11 protein-coding genes, 1 tRNA gene and 2 pseudogenes are annotated in these 13986 nt (G+C 61.6%); 6 read left to right on the top strand and 8 right to left on the bottom strand.

What is annotated here, in order from left to right:
• The first annotated feature begins 74 nt into the window (after nucleotides 1-74).
• The 4 genes and pseudogenes from CJU94_RS11245 (at nucleotide 75) to CJU94_RS11230 (ending at nucleotide 4349) form a co-directional block, all read left to right on the top strand.
• Nucleotides 75-1283: an acyl-CoA dehydrogenase family protein gene (locus CJU94_RS11245; RefSeq protein ID WP_095420303.1), complete on the top strand. Its 1209-nt coding sequence runs from the start codon at nucleotides 75-77 to the stop codon at nucleotides 1281-1283.
• Between the two features lie 12 nt (nucleotides 1284-1295).
• Nucleotides 1296-2426, top strand: a complete 1131-nt coding sequence (locus CJU94_RS11240) for an acyl-CoA dehydrogenase family protein (protein ID WP_095418743.1) — start codon at nucleotides 1296-1298, stop codon at nucleotides 2424-2426.
• A 16-nt stretch (nucleotides 2427-2442) separates the two neighbouring features.
• Nucleotides 2443-2817: a helix-turn-helix domain-containing protein gene (locus tag CJU94_RS11235; RefSeq protein ID WP_244220819.1), complete on the top strand. Its 375-nt coding sequence runs from the start codon at nucleotides 2443-2445 to the stop codon at nucleotides 2815-2817.
• Between the two features lie 193 nt (nucleotides 2818-3010).
• Nucleotides 3011-4349 (top strand): annotated as a pseudogene (locus CJU94_RS11230) (type II toxin-antitoxin system HipA family toxin).
• Between the two features lie 177 nt (nucleotides 4350-4526).
• Here CJU94_RS11230 and CJU94_RS11225 read toward each other — a convergent pair.
• The 3 genes and pseudogenes from CJU94_RS11225 to CJU94_RS11215 all read right to left on the bottom strand — a co-directional run.
• Nucleotides 4527-4742, bottom strand: a pseudogene (locus tag CJU94_RS11225) (RidA family protein); the annotation flags it as partial.
• A gap of 8 nt (nucleotides 4743-4750) precedes the next feature.
• Entirely contained in the window at nucleotides 4751-5500 is a 750-nt protein-coding gene (locus tag CJU94_RS11220) for a creatininase family protein (RefSeq protein WP_095418742.1), read from the bottom strand.
• 123 nt (nucleotides 5501-5623) lie between these two features.
• Nucleotides 5624-6910, bottom strand: a complete 1287-nt coding sequence (locus tag CJU94_RS11215) for an MFS transporter (protein ID WP_095418741.1) — start codon at nucleotides 6908-6910, stop codon at nucleotides 5624-5626.
• Nucleotides 6911-7046: 136 nt separating this feature from the next.
• Between CJU94_RS11215 and CJU94_RS11210 the strand changes: the two genes are divergently transcribed.
• On the top strand, nucleotides 7047-8021 hold the full coding sequence (locus CJU94_RS11210) for a LysR family transcriptional regulator (protein WP_095418740.1): 975 nt from the start codon (nucleotides 7047-7049) through the stop codon (nucleotides 8019-8021).
• A gap of 561 nt (nucleotides 8022-8582) precedes the next feature.
• Here CJU94_RS11210 and CJU94_RS11200 read toward each other — a convergent pair.
• Nucleotides 8583-8891, bottom strand: a complete 309-nt coding sequence (locus CJU94_RS11200) for a hypothetical protein (RefSeq protein WP_095420301.1) — start codon at nucleotides 8889-8891, stop codon at nucleotides 8583-8585.
• Nucleotides 8892-9016: 125 nt separating this feature from the next.
• Here CJU94_RS11200 and CJU94_RS40820 point away from each other — a divergent pair, with 125 nt between their 5' ends.
• Nucleotides 9017-9508: a hypothetical protein gene (locus CJU94_RS40820; RefSeq protein ID WP_157763735.1), complete on the top strand. Its 492-nt coding sequence runs from the start codon at nucleotides 9017-9019 to the stop codon at nucleotides 9506-9508.
• Between the two features lie 842 nt (nucleotides 9509-10350).
• Here CJU94_RS40820 and CJU94_RS11195 read toward each other — a convergent pair.
• The 4 genes from CJU94_RS11195 to pheT form a co-directional block, all read right to left on the bottom strand.
• Nucleotides 10351-10427, bottom strand: a tRNA-Pro gene (locus tag CJU94_RS11195).
• Nucleotides 10428-10490: 63 nt separating this feature from the next.
• Entirely contained in the window at nucleotides 10491-10910 is a 420-nt protein-coding gene (locus CJU94_RS11190) for a MerR family transcriptional regulator (RefSeq protein ID WP_095418738.1), read from the bottom strand.
• A gap of 46 nt (nucleotides 10911-10956) precedes the next feature.
• Nucleotides 10957-11367, bottom strand: a complete 411-nt coding sequence (locus CJU94_RS11185) for an integration host factor subunit alpha (protein ID WP_028200202.1) — start codon at nucleotides 11365-11367, stop codon at nucleotides 10957-10959.
• Between the two features lie 69 nt (nucleotides 11368-11436).
• Nucleotides 11437-13872 (bottom strand): phenylalanine--tRNA ligase subunit beta, encoded by a 2436-nt coding sequence (gene pheT, locus CJU94_RS11180; RefSeq protein WP_095418737.1) that lies wholly within the window; start codon nucleotides 13870-13872, stop codon nucleotides 11437-11439.
• Between the last annotated feature and the right edge of the window lie 114 nt (nucleotides 13873-13986).

Genomic DNA, 13986 nt, shown 5'->3' with positions numbered 1-13986 from the left:
CATCATCGCTATGCATCACGAGCGGCCGCGCGTTGCGCGCGCCGCCCGGCTCACTCTATCCGGAAGAACCCGTCATGGATCTGAATTTCACCGCCGAGGAAGAAGCCTTCCGCACCGACGTGCAGGCGTTCCTGCGCGAGAAGCTCCCGCAACGTCTCGCCGACAAGGTGCATGGCGGCCGCCGTCTCACGCGCGAGGACATGGCCGGGTGGCACGCGATTCTCAACGCGCAAGGCTGGCTCGCCAATCACTGGCCGAAAGAGTACGGCGGGCCGGGTTGGAACGCGGTGCAAAAATTCACCTTCGAAAACGAATGCGCGCTGGCCGGCGCGCCGCGCGTGGTGCCATTCGGCGTCAATATGCTCGGACCCGTGCTGATCAAATACGGCAGCGAAGCGCAAAAACGCCATTGGCTGCCGCGTATTCTCGACGGCTCGGACTGGTGGTGTCAGGGCTATTCGGAACCGGGCGCCGGCTCCGATCTCGCCGCGGTCAAAACCACCGCCGTGCGCGGCACGGATGCCCAGGGCGAGCACTACGTCGTCAACGGCCAGAAGACATGGACCACGCTCGGCCACTACGCGAATATGATCTTCTGCCTCGTGCGCAGCGCCACCGACGTGCGCAAACAGGAAGGCATCAGCTTCCTGCTGATCGACATGAAGACGCCCGGCGTCGACGTGCGTCCGATCATCACGCTCGACGGCGAGCATGAAGTCAACGAGGTGTTTTTCACCGACGTGCGCGTGCCGGTGGAGAACCTCGTGGGCGAAGAGAACAAAGGGTGGACTTACGCCAAGTACCTGCTCACCTATGAGCGCACCAATATCGCGGGCGTCGGTTTCTCGGTGGCGGCGTTCAACCGCCTGCGCAAGATCGCCGCGAAACAGCGGCGCAATGGCCGGCCGCTCGCGCAGGACCCCGCGTTCGCCGCGCGCATGGCGCGTGTAGAGATCGATCTGGAGAACATGAAGACCACCAACCTGCGCGTAATCGCGGCGGTGGCCGGCGGCGGCGTGCCCGGTGCCGAAAGTTCGATGCTGAAGATTCGCGGCACCGAGATCCGCCAGGAAATCTCCTCGCTCACGCGCCGCGCGATGGGCCCGTATGCGCAGCCGTTCGTCGAGGAAGCGTTGCAGGACGGCTTCGACGGCGTGCCGGTCGGCCCCGCCGAAGCCGCGAGCGCCGCTTCGCTTTACTTCAATAACCGCAAGCTGTCCATCTTCGGCGGCTCGAACGAAATCCAGAAGAACATCATTTCCAAAATGATCCTGGGACTGTAAGGGGCGCGCGTCATGAATTTCCAGCACACCGAAGACCGCCGCATGCTGGCGGATTCGCTCAATCGTTTTATCGGCGAGCAGTACGGCTTCGAGACGCGCGACCGGATCGCGCGTTCGGCGCAAGGCTATAGCGGCGATTTGTGGAACCGTTTCGCCGAACTCGGCGTGATCGGCGCATTGTTCGATGAAGCGGACGGCGGTTTTGGCGGCGGCGGTTTCGATATCGCCGTGGTGTTCGAGAGCCTTGGCCGCGGCCTCGTGGTCGAGCCGTTTCTGGATACGCTGATTGTCGGCCGAGCGATCGCGCGAAGCGGCACCGAGGCGCAGAAGGCGGCGCTCGGCGCATTGATCGACGGCTCGCAAATCGTCGCGCTCGCGCACGGCGAGCCGGACGGCCACTACGAACTGGCCCGCGTCACCACGCGCGCGCGGCGCAGCGGCGATACGTGGTGCCTGAACGGCGCGAAAGCGGTGGTGCAGCACGGTGAGCATGCCTCGCTCTTTCTGGTCTCGGCCCGCACGAGCGGTGACGACGATGAAGAAGCCGGCGTGACGCTCTTTCTCGTGCCGAGCGACGCAGCGGGTGTCAGCGTGCGCGGCTATCGCAAGATCGACGGCGGACGCGCCGCCGAAGTCACGTTCGACCACGTCGCGCTCGGCGAAGACGCGTTGCTGGGCGCACCGGACGCGGGCTTCGCGACGCTCGAGTATGCGGTCGGCTGCGGCGTGCTGGCCTTGTGCGCCGAAGCCGTGGGCGCGATGGATGTCGCCAGGGACTACACGCTGGAGTATCTGCGCACGCGCAAGCAGTTCGGCGTGCCGATCGGCAGCTTTCAGGCCTTGCAGCATCGCATGGCCGATTTGCTGCTCGAGATCGAACAGGCGCGCTCGGCGGTCATCAACGCAGCCGCGGCGCTAGGCGCCGAGCGCCAGCAGCGGGAGCGCGCGATGTCGGCGGCCAAATACAGCATCGGCAGGATTGGCACGCGGGTCGCGGAGGAATGCATTCAGTTGCACGGCGGCATCGGCATGACGTGGGAACTGCCGCTCGCTCATTATGCGAAGCGCCTCGTGATGATCGATCATCAACTCGGCGACGAGGACCATCATCTCGAACGGTTTGTCGCGCTGGGGCGGGAATAGGTGTAACGCGGGGAGAATGGCTGTCGATATTTTAAATTTACAGCTTATTTTTTTATTTGTCTTATACAGAACATATATTGTATTTGCCATTTACTGCCTATTTGCTGTTTTCACGTCTAACGAGCCGGCAGTGGACTATCCCGGCAAAACTCCTCGCCAGTTGCGCCCGCTTCTTGTCGGCTTCCGCAAGGCCAGCGGGCTCACGCAGGCCCAGATGGCAAGCCATCTGGGCATCACCCAGCAGACCTACGCGCAGCTCGAGGCCAAGCCCGAATCAGCGAGCATGGAGCGGTTATTCCATGTTCTGAGTGTGCTCAAGGTCGATATCGTTCTGGCTCGAGCGCTGGACCCGCGGACCTGGAAACGCTCCCACCCAAGCGTGGGCGGATAGCGCAGTCGCCTGTCACGGCGAAACAGAAGGTGGCAACCAAGCGCACCACCACCGCGACAACGAAGACGGCACCTACCCTGAAAGCCGCCGCCGCGCCGAAGCGCGCAAGCGGGCAAGCCTCGCCTAAGCCGGCCGCATGCAAACGCGTGGCGCCGACTGCCGCGCCCCCCAGGAAGCGGGAGGACTGGTAGCAATGGGCCGCCGCGCGCACGCCAAACGCCTGAATCTCTGGATGAACGGATTACCCGTCGGAATTTGGGAGACCACCCGGGACGGCGAGAAACTCACCTACTTCGAAGAATGGCGAGCAGACGAACAGGGGCGTTCCTTGTCGCTTTCGCTGCCTTTCACGCCCGGCAACCAGCCCTATCGGGGTAAGGTAGTCTCGGACTTTTTCGACAACCTGCTGCCGGACAGCAAGGTTATCCGCGAGCGCATCGCAGGGCGCTACAAAACTGGCGGTACCTCGCCTTTCGAATTGCTCGCCAAACTCGGCCGGGACTGCTTCGGTGCTATCCAGATGCTGCCTCCGGACGAAACCCCGGTGGATCTCGAGGCAATCAACGGGCGCCCTCTCAATGAGGCGGAAATCGCGCGGCTCCTGCGAGACACAACGGCTGCGCCCTTGTTGGGCCAGCATGAGCCTATCGACGACCTACGACCTACGCCTGTCCATCGCCGGCGCGCAGGAAAAGACCGCGCTTCTGCGGCACAACGGCCAATGGGCCATTCCGGAAGGCAGCACTCCGACCACGCATATTCTGAAGCTGCCGCTTGGGCTGGTCGGCAACCTGCGCGCCGATATGCGAACGTCGGTAGAGAAGGAGTGGCTGTGCTCGAAGATTGCGGCTGCATTTGGATTGCCTATCGCCCACTGCGACATCGCCACGTTCGAGGACCAGAAGGTACTCGTCGTCGAACGATTCGACCGCCGTTATGCAAGCGACGGTTCATGGATACTGCGGCTTCCCCAGGAGGACATGTGTCAGGCGACCGGCACACCCGCTGCGGGAAAATATGAGTCCGACGGTGGGCCCGGCATCCAGCAGGTCATGGAAGTCCTGGCCGGTTCGGAGCGCTTCGCGATCGATCAGCGCCATTTCTTCATGACGCAGATCGTTTTCTGGATGCTCGCAGCCGTCGACGGGCACGCGAAAAATTTCAGCATCGCGCACCTGAAGTCCAATTGCTACCAGGCCACGCCGATCTATGACCTTCTCTCCGCGCATCCGATCATGGGAAGCGGACGGAACCTGCTTTCCGCGCGCCGGGTGAAACTCGCCATGGCGGTGCGTGGCAAGAACGCTCACTATCTGATCGACGAGATCCGGCGTCGCCACTGGATTGCGCAGGGCCAAAAGGTGACGCTCGCCCCAGCCCATGTCGAAGAGATGATCACCACCTTGACCGGCATGACTGAAGAGGTCGTCGCGGAGGTTGAGGCGCTCTTGCCGGAAGCGTTTCCAAGAGACCTGTCAGACCGGATATTCAAGGGTTTGCTGCAGCAAAGCGCGAAGCTCGCCGTCCAGTAGGATCGACCGGTTCGAATCTCTACGCGACCTCGACGGTTTCAATGATTGGACTGCCAGGGCGCCAAGCGCCTCCGCAAGCGCCGCCGGCCGATCTTGAGCACGAGCGCGAGCGCACCTGTGACGGGAGTGTCCGCCAGCACCACATCGACGCAATGGAGACTGCGACCACACCCGCCCTCAACTGCCCTCGACGTTCATCCCCAGTTCCAGACACGCGCCCAACGGAATCTGCGCCACGCCGAAGGCCGAGCGCGCATGCTTGCCGCGTTCGCCGAGTACTTCCACGAGCCATTCCGACGCGCCGTTCGTCACCAGATGCGGCTCGACAAACTCCGGCGTCGAATTGACAAGGCTCATCAGCTTGACGATCCGCGTCACGCGGTTGAGGTCGCCGCGAGCCTTTAGCCCGGCACGCTTTCGCGGCTGAACGCATCCATCTCGCGAATCAGACTCTGTGCGGCCAGCCTCACCAGCGCGCCGCCCTTTTCCGGCGACGCGAGGCCCGGATCCGAGCCCATCCGACCATCGGGATAGCGCGCGCGGAACTCAAGCGCCTCGCGAATCGGTCCCGATGGCGCGATCTTTGGCGTGTAGTCAGCCGTCTTGATCGCCTCCGGCAGCGCCCATTGCGTAATGGCGATCTCGGAGGGCGTGGCATGGATGCCGTGCCCCTCAGGGAACTGCTCGCGCGCCAGTTCGCCGACACCGTCGAGATCCCACCAGTTGCACAGCTTTAGCGCGAAGCCCGAGCGACGTTTCGCGAAACTGGCTTCGGCGTATATCTCGGAGAACGCGGCTTCGATCGACGCGACGTTGCCGCCGTGGCCGTTCAGAAACAGGATCTTCTCGAAGCCATGAACCGCCAGTGAGCGCGTCCAGTCGCCAATGGCGGCCATGAAGGTCGACGGCCGCAGCGAGATGGTTCCCGGAAAGCCCAGGTGATGCTGGGCCATGCCGATGTTGAAGGTCGGCGCAATCAGGAGGTCCGCGCTCTTCTGCGCTTCGTGCGCGATGATTTCCGGGCACAGCCAGTCCGTGCCCAAAAGACCGGTGGGACCGTGCTGCTCGTTCGAGCCGATTGGAACGACGATCGAACGGCTGCGCTTCAGGTATTGCCCGACTTCGACCCATGTTGACTGGTGTAAAAGCATGTGAGGTTCTCTCTCTCGCCGCTTCCCGCAGAAACGCGGCGCATTGGGTTGACTGCGACTTCCCGACGGCGCCTGCGGTGACCGTCGAGCAGCATCCTCATCCGGGCGCGTTCGCCCGGCTCGCTATTCCGAAGGCAACCTGTTCGCGACGAGCAGTGCGGACGCGCATAGCGCCAGACCGGCGACGATCAGGAGTCCAAGATGCAGATTGCCCGTTGCCGTCTTGGCCCAGCCGATGATGGCAGGCCCCCAGAATCCGCCGGACAAGCCGATCGTGTTGATCAGGGCGATGCCGCCCGCGGCCGCATCGCCCTTGATGAATTCAGACGGGATTGCCCAGAACACCGTGTATGCCATCCACAGCATCGTCGTGGCGAGCGTCAGCAGGACAAGTGATGCGACGAGATTGCCGTCGGCCAGAACCGACAGGGAAAGCAATATCGCGGCGAGAAGCGCCGGCACCGAGCTGTGATAACGCCGTTCGCGACGCGCATCCGACCTGCGACCGATAAAGTACATGCCGAAGGCAGCCCCGACGTAGGGAATCGCCGCATACCAGCCGAGCCGGATCGTATCCTCGACGCCTTGCGATTTCACGATGGTCGGCAGCCAGAAGCTCATGGCGTAAATCGACGCGATGATGCAAAAGTACGCGCAAGCCAACAGATAGATCCTGGGATTGCGCAGGACCGCCTTGAACGAATGATCTCCAGCCGGGACCCCGGCGAGCTCGGACTCGAGCAGGCGCTTCTCGTCGTCGCTCAGCCAGCCGGCCTGCGCCGGCCGATCCGACAGGACGAAGAGAGTCAGCACGCCCAGCACGATGCAAGGCAAACCTTCCACGAGGAACATCCACTGCCATCCGGCAAGACCCGCCTTGCCGGCGAGGCTCGTCATCAGCCACGCGGAAAGCGGCCCGCCGACAATGCCGCCGATCGGACCGGCGAGAAACACGATCGCGATCGCCCGCGCCATCCGTGAAGGGCCGTACCAGCGCGACAGATAGAAGATCATACCGGGCGCAAAACCCGCCTCGAAGACGCCGAGCAGAAAGCGCATGCCGTAGAACATCTGCACGTTGCGCACAAACAGCATGCAGGCCGAGGTAATGCCCCACAACACCAGGATGCGGAAGAAGGTTTTCCGTGCGCCGACTCTCGGCAGCATCAGGTTGCTCGGCAGTTCGAACAGTACGTACCCCAGAAAGAAGATGCCCGCGCCGACACCGTAAGCGGCATCGGAAAAGCCCAGGTCGCTTTGCATCTGCAACTTGGCGAAGCCGACATTCACGCGATCCAGATAAGCAAACAGATAGCAGAGCAGAAGAAACGGCAGCAGCCTGAAGTTAAGCTTGGCATAAAGAGCGGGAACGTCGCTCCAGCGAGTCGCCGCGGGTTGAATTGTTGCCATGCCAGTCTCCATGTCGAGCCTCTTGATCAGTTCATCCGGTATGCGAATGGTGGCAACTCTAAGCCGGACTAGCAACAGCAACTAAGTTCACGTATCGTTGCCTGTAGAGCAACGACGGCGACGATGGGAGGCCGACATGCGGGAAATCAATCAGCAGCGCCTGCGCTATTTCTATGAGGTGTTGACGCACGGCACGATTCGCGGCGCCGCGGATAGCCTTAACACGTCGCCCTCCGTCATTACGCGGCAGATCAGGCTGCTGGAAGACGAACTCGGCACGCTGCTGTTCGAGCGGCAGGCGCGTGGCGTCACGCCGACCGAGGCGGCGGCGCATCTGCTCGAATTCTGGCGAGGCTACCGGTCACAGCAGGAGAAGCTGGAAGACCAACTCCATGCCATGAAGGGTCTTCAACAAGGGCATGTTCAACTGGCCATCAGCGAAGGCTATGTCGACGCGCTGATCGACGAAGTGATCAGTCCGTTCTGTGCGCAATATCCGAAGCTCGATATCGGCGTGGCTATTCTGCCGGTCGACGATGTGCTCAATGAGGTGGCCGAAAGCCGCGCACACATCGGCCTTGCCTATAATGCGCCGCCGCATGCGCGCATCGAATATCGCGCCAGTTCCTCGCAGCCCATTGTGCTGCTGGTTCGCTCCGACCATCCTCTGGCGGTGAGAGGAACGCCGGCGACGGTCGAAGACCTGCTCGACTATCCACTGGCGCTGATGCCGGGCAACTTCGGAATAGGTCACGCGGCAAAAATGCTGGAGTTCGCGGAGAACATCGAGATTCGCCCCACCCTCACCACGAACTCGCTCACTGCGCTCAAGCGCATTGTCGCTTCCGGAAACTTCATCACACTCGTGGGCGAGTTTGCTGCGTATCGAGAAATCGCGGCGGGCAAACTGGCTGTCGTGCCGATCGACCACCCTTTGTTCCGTGGTATCAAGGCGCGGCTACTCGTCAAGTCGGGCCGTCCACTGGTCGCCGCCGCGCACGAGTTGCTCAGCTGGATGTTGCAGCGCATGACGATGTTCGCGGAGCCGGACGACGCCGGTCGCGGCCGCACAGTCACGGGCCGGCAACGCCGGCGCGGTACGGCGCGCTAGCACGTGCGCGCGTCGACGAGACGTATTCGCACCTGGCTGGATAGTGATTTCCCGGCGTGCTGACCAGGGTATTTCACGCGAAGGTGCGCGCCCTACCGTTGCCCCGCTTGAGCGGATCGGGCGAATTGCTGCCGTTGAGCGGCCATGCCCTCGTGCGAAGCAAATGAAATTCTGAACGAGCCGGCTTCGTGGCTGCCCGCTGAATTGAAGGTCCAGGTGCGCACAACCCGCACGCGGAGTTCCGGTTGGAATTTCGCGCCGCAGTTGAATATGCAGACTAGTGCGACGGGGGACCGTGAGCTGTTTGCGGAAAGTATTCCATTTGCGCTGGTGGATCGGCTGGATAGCTGAGGCGCCGTGAGCGCGGCTCCGGTAGCGGGCGGGTCTATTCAGGTCGACGGAGGTGCCGCTGCCGGCTGTCCTGTTGCACCTTCCGCGTACCGCCGACCCTGACAGGACCATCGGGCACACACGGGCGGCCGAAACCTGGCCCATGGTCGGCGACATCGAGCGGAATCAACGACGCGCGCGATGATCGCCGACGGTTCTGACGGTGCGCGGTCAAATGCGCGGCAGATCGTCAATGCATTTTTCGACGTGATCGCCGGGGACATCCGTGTCGATCCCGTCGTGGCCGTCGGTGTGGGCGACAGTCACAATTTTTGGCCCCAGATACCGTGTGCCGCCAAGCGTAAAAAGGGACCAAACAGCGTCTCCCCGCCGGATCGCGGCGACGACTTCGGCCACCTCGGCAAGCGAGGTGGGGGACAACCAGTCACGCGTCGACGGGTCGACGGGCGCCCAGCGCACGTGGGTAATCCGGTCGTTTGCCGGGCTGATGCGAATGGCGTCTATAGCAAGCGTGGTCACATCCACCTCCATCGTGTTGATAAAGGGATCTCAGCATTATGCGCCGCTTCTTCTGCCGGGGTCAGGAGGCGAGATCGGGCAAGCCGCGCTGTTGGGTTTCTCCGCGCGGCAGTCCGGTTACCGGGATGGGCTCCATTCTTCGTGGGGGCACGGCGCGGTCGGAAGTGTGTCTGAACGTCATTTGGGATTTGCCCACGGCGCTGGAAACCGCGCTCAACAAGACGCCGCGTAGCGCCTCGTCGGCTGGTGGAGACGATTCCTGCGTTTTCACCTTTTCCGCCTCGGCAGTAATACGAATATCCGCAAACCCGTTGCGCGTCAGAAGTCTTGGCAACGAAGTGCGCGATCACCCCAAAACGTGCGCCCGTGTGCAGCTTTTAGCAGGGTCAACGCCCTACCGTCTTGTCTGTAGGCTCGACATCTTTCCCATCGTGGTGGATCGTTTGTGTTGTCAGAAAAATAGCGGGCCGACGAACATCGGCAGCGGCTCCGCATCGATCCACGGCTCGCGCACGTTGTGCCCCGATGGTCTGATCAAAACGATAGATCGAAAGGATTGCCCTCCAATGTATCTCCTTTTCAGCAACATTCATCAGAGCGTTCTCGGCGGCGGATGATTCGCCACCTGTGGCGCCGCTTGAAGGATGGGGGAGCGCGCAACTAATGCCTACCGCACCAGTCCAGGCACTCAGGCCGCAGCGAGTCACCGCGAAAGCGCACGCGATCATCGCTGAGCATCAGCGTAAGTTTGCCGAGCTACTCGCGGACGCGCAGTCTACGTGCTACATGCTGCCCGGCGACGAGTTGGCGGGTGCATCGTGCGTAAGACCGAACTGATGATTCTCGTGATGTACGGCGTTCTGCGGCACAACCCTGCGCACTTCGCGCATTTGCACGGCATTCGTAATCGAGGCGGTACTTCATTGGGCGACCCGTCAGTCAAACTTGAGACGACACGGGCGCTCCTTGACTGCCGATTAGTTCAAAGACGTCGAACGGATTCACACCCACGTCACGCTGGACCTACAGACGGACTGAGTCCGGGCGATCTCGACGCGGCGAAACGACAAGCAGAATTGGCTTGCGCCGAACTTGCTGAATCGAGCCGAGTGGATTGGCCCACGTCCGAAGGGCGTGCCGCTTTGCAACGGGTTCTAAGGGCTTGGTGTGGTGGGTGAACGAATCGAGGAAGGTCTATCGAGACTCCCAGCGTGCCACAACAGCCCGCGCCAACCATCGCGCGCGCTGAAGAAACCCCGCCGAGTGTTTGCAACTCAGATGCGGAAGAGGCGCTATATGGAGCCTCCCAGGGCGACCCCAGCGGACATGGTAACGGCCCCCATGCCGCACTCCAGGCGGTTCGCACAGAGGACCAACGAAGCCGTAAACGAGAAAGCCCGGTGAGCTTTGTCAGCATTGGCTTTTCCAATACTGGCAAGGCTCACCGGGCTATGTCTCTTGGTCGGGGCGAGAGGATTTGAACCTCCGACCACCTGCACCCCATGCAGGTACGCTACCAGGCTGCGCTACGCCCCGAACAGCACAAAATTATAACAGACACTTGATTCGATTAGAACCGCCTTCTGCTAACAAAGGCGATTAATGGTTCAGCAAATCGATCACATGCAGCAATTCCTTGCGCAACTGTTCGACATCTACCGAGGTTGTGGCTGTGGTTGCGATTGCCGCCGGCACCACTGCGCCCTCACCTTCCTCGATCACACCGCCCGGCGCACCGTGCGCGCCACCGCCGTGTGAATCGAGCCGGTTGCGCGCGCCGTTGATCGTGAAGCCCTGCTCATACAACAATTCACGAATCCGCCGGATCAACAGCACCTCGTGATGCTGGTAATACCGGCGATTGCCGCGCCGCTTGACCGGCCTCAACTGCGTGAACTCCTGTTCCCAATAGCGCAACACATGCGGTTTCACGCCGCATAGTTCGCTGACCTCACCAATCGTGAAGTAGCGCTTCGCCGGAATCGGAGGCAAGACGACTTTTTCGATCGCCGCTGTCATCGTCAGTTAGCCGTCGTGGTGGGTTGCGCAGGAACGCGCCAGTCGATCAGCGCGTGAAGCTCGCTTCGGCGCCGTTCTCAACCAGCGCTTTCAGCTTTTGACTTGCATGGAACGTCACAACGCGGCGCGCGGCGATCGGAATCGCCTCGCCGGTCTTCGGGTTTCTGCCGGGACGCTGGGGCTTGTCGCGCAACTGAAAGTTGCCGAACCCCGACAGCTTCACGCTGTCGCCACTCTCCAGCGCATCGCGGATCACCTCGAAAAACGCTTCGACCATGTCTTTCGCTTCCCGCTTGTTGAGCCCGACATTGTCGAACAGCAACTCAGCAAGTTCCGCCTTGGTGAGTGTCGGCGTTTCAGTGGAAACGGCCGCGGGTGATGTCGGAATATCGCGAATCATGGCGCTGCGTTGCGCCGTAAGAAGGGCTTCGAAATCACTCGAGTTCATTTCATTCATATCTATCAAATGGCGCGCCATGCAAAAAACAAATGATCCGGAAACAGCCGTGCAATTGTTAAATGCGGGTTATCCGCGCAGCCGTGCGCCATATACTCGAGCCAGACGTTCCACCAGAGTTTGAATGGCCAGATCGACCGTTTCATCCTGAAGGGTTCCACCAGTATCTTGCAAGGTTACACGGAACGCAAGGCTTTTCTCATGTGCGGCCAGACCACCGGAAGTGTTTGATTTTGGACGGAATTCGTCGAAAAGCGCAACCTTCTGAACCGTCTTGCAGGCCGGTTCGGACTGAGCCTTCTGAAGCTCGTCGAGCAGTGCCTGAACCTCGATTTTCTGATCGACGACCACGGCAATATCACGACGCACCGGCGGGAATTTGGACACTTCCGACGGAGTGGGCAATACGCGTTGCATTAACGCTTCCGCTTCGATTTCAAACAGAATCGGCGCATGCGGTAAATCATATTTTTGCATCCAGCGCGGATGCAATTCACCAATCCAGCCAACAGCGCGACCATTCAACTCAATACGCGCGCTACGCCCCGGATGCAATGCCGGATGTTCCGCCTTGACGAAACGCGCGACCGCCGGCGCCAGTACGGCTTCGAGATCGCCCTTCACGTCGAAGTAGTCGACTGTGCGCGTCGCCGCGCCCCATTGCTCGTCGAGCGCGGGACCATAAGCGAGGCCGCCGATCATCTTCGGCTGCGCGAAGCCTTCGACCGTCAGCTCGCCGGCCTTGATCGACGGATCGTGCAGGAACACGCGGCCGGCCTCGAACACGCGCACGCGATCTGCCGCGCGTCGGTTCAGGTTCGTGCGCAACACGTGGATCAGGCTGCCGAAGAGCGTGGTGCGCATCACCGACAACTGACTTGCAATCGGGTTCAGCAGACGGACCGGTTTGTCATTGCCGGCGAAGTCCTGCTCCCACTCGGCATCGACGAAACTGAAGTTCACCGTTTCCGCGTAGTCGCGGGCGGCGAGCGCGTGACGGATCACGTGGATCGAACGCTGCGTTTCGTTGGTCGCACGCATTTCGCTGGTCGCGACCGGCGGACGGGCCGGAATTTTCTCGAAGCCGTAAATACGCGCGACTTCTTCGATCAGATCTTCTTCGATTTCGATATCGAAACGATACGACGGCGGCATCACCGAGAACGTATCTTCACCTTGCTCGAACGACAGGCCGAGGCGCGTGAAAATCTGCGCGATCTCGTCCGCGCCGATCTCGATGCCGATGATGCGATTCGCCCGCGAGACACGCATGGTCACGGGCTCGCGCTTCGGCACGTTGACGATCTGATCGTCGACCGGGCCGGCTTCGCCGCCGCAGATGTCGAGGATCAGTTGCGTGATGCGCTCGATATGGTCGACGGTGGTTGCATAATCCACACCGCGCTCGAAGCGATGGCCGGCGTCGGTCGAGAAGTTGTATTTGCGCGAGCGCCCGCGAATGCTGTCCGGCCACCAGAATGCGGCTTCGAGATAGATGTTGGTGGTGTCGAGCGTGACGGCCGTGCTGTCGCCGCCCATGATGCCCGCGAGACTTTCGATGTGCTGCTCGTCGGCGATCACGCCAACGGTGTCGTCGAGCTCGACGGTGTTACCGTTGAGCAGCTTGAGCGTTTCGCCCTTGCGACCCCAGCGTACGTCCATGCCGCCGTGGATCTTGTCGAGATCGAACACGTGCGACGGACGGCCCAGTTCGAGCATCACGTAGTTCGAGATATCGACGAGCGCAGAGATGCTGCGCTGCCCCGAACGCTCAAGGCGCTCGACCATCCACTGCGGTGATTTGGCGCGTGCGTTCACGCCGCGAATCACGCGTCCCGAGAAACGCCCGCACAGATCGGGCGCCGAGATTTTGACGGGCAGCGTTTCATCGAGCTTGACTTCAACCGGCTTGATGTCGAGCGGGCGCAGCGGCGCGCCGGTAATCGCCGAGGTCTCGCGCGCCACGCCGAATACCGACAGGCAGTCCGCCTTGTTCGGCGTCAGTTTGATCTCGAAGACGGTGTCGTCGAGATTGAGCGTTTCGCGGATGTCCTGGCCGATCGGCGCATCTTCCGGCAGGATCATCAGCCCGCTATGATCTTCCGAGAGCTTCAACTCGCGTGCCGAGCACAGCATCCCCTGGCTTTCCACGCCGCGCAGCTTCGAGAGCCTGATCGCGAACGGTGCGCCGCCTTCTTCGGCCGGCGGCAGTTGCGCGCCCACCAGCGCGACCGGCACCTTGATGCCCGGCGCCACGTTCGGCGCGCCGCACACGATGTTCAGCGTCGCGCCCGTGCCGGCGTCGACCTGACACACGTTGAGCTTGTCAGCGTCAGGGTGCTTGACGACTTCCAGCACCTGGCCGACGACGATCTTCGAGGTCGGCGGCGCGGCCGGCCGCAGGTCTTCGACTTCGAGACCCGCCATCGTCAACGCGTGCGACAGTTCATCGGTCGTCAGTTGCGGATCTACAAAAGTTCTCAGCCAGGATTCCGGGAATTGCATGGTTCTGTGTACGTTCTGATCAGGTTAGGTCCACATCCGGCAGTGCTTTGCGTGACTCGGTCATCATCGGAATCATCGAGCCCCGCCGGGGACGCTGTGGCGGCATGCACTGCG

Source organism: Paraburkholderia aromaticivorans (genome assembly GCF_002278075.1).
Taxonomy (GTDB): domain Bacteria; phylum Pseudomonadota; class Gammaproteobacteria; order Burkholderiales; family Burkholderiaceae; genus Paraburkholderia; species Paraburkholderia aromaticivorans.
This window is presented reverse-complemented; position numbering and strand designations above follow the sequence as displayed.

Coding starts and splice junctions, on each gene's coding strand:
- CJU94_RS11245 (WP_095420303.1), top strand. CDS start 75: ATGGATCTGAATTTCACCGCCGAGGAAGAAGCCTTCCGCACCGACGTG.
- pheT (WP_095418737.1), bottom strand. CDS start 13,872: ATGCAATTCCCGGAATCCTGGCTGAGAACTTTTGTAGATCCGCAACTG.
- CJU94_RS11220 (WP_095418742.1), bottom strand. CDS start 5,500: ATGCTTTTACACCAGTCAACATGGGTCGAAGTCGGGCAATACCTGAAG.
- CJU94_RS11190 (WP_095418738.1), bottom strand. CDS start 10,910: ATGACAGCGGCGATCGAAAAAGTCGTCTTGCCTCCGATTCCGGCGAAG.
- CJU94_RS11215 (WP_095418741.1), bottom strand. CDS start 6,910: ATGGCAACAATTCAACCCGCGGCGACTCGCTGGAGCGACGTTCCCGCT.
- CJU94_RS40820 (WP_157763735.1), top strand. CDS start 9,017: ATGGGCTCCATTCTTCGTGGGGGCACGGCGCGGTCGGAAGTGTGTCTG.
- CJU94_RS11185 (WP_028200202.1), bottom strand. CDS start 11,367: ATGAATGAAATGAACTCGAGTGATTTCGAAGCCCTTCTTACGGCGCAA.
- CJU94_RS11240 (WP_095418743.1), top strand. CDS start 1,296: ATGAATTTCCAGCACACCGAAGACCGCCGCATGCTGGCGGATTCGCTC.
- CJU94_RS11210 (WP_095418740.1), top strand. CDS start 7,047: ATGCGGGAAATCAATCAGCAGCGCCTGCGCTATTTCTATGAGGTGTTG.
- CJU94_RS11235 (WP_244220819.1), top strand. CDS start 2,443: ATGGCTGTCGATATTTTAAATTTACAGCTTATTTTTTTATTTGTCTTA.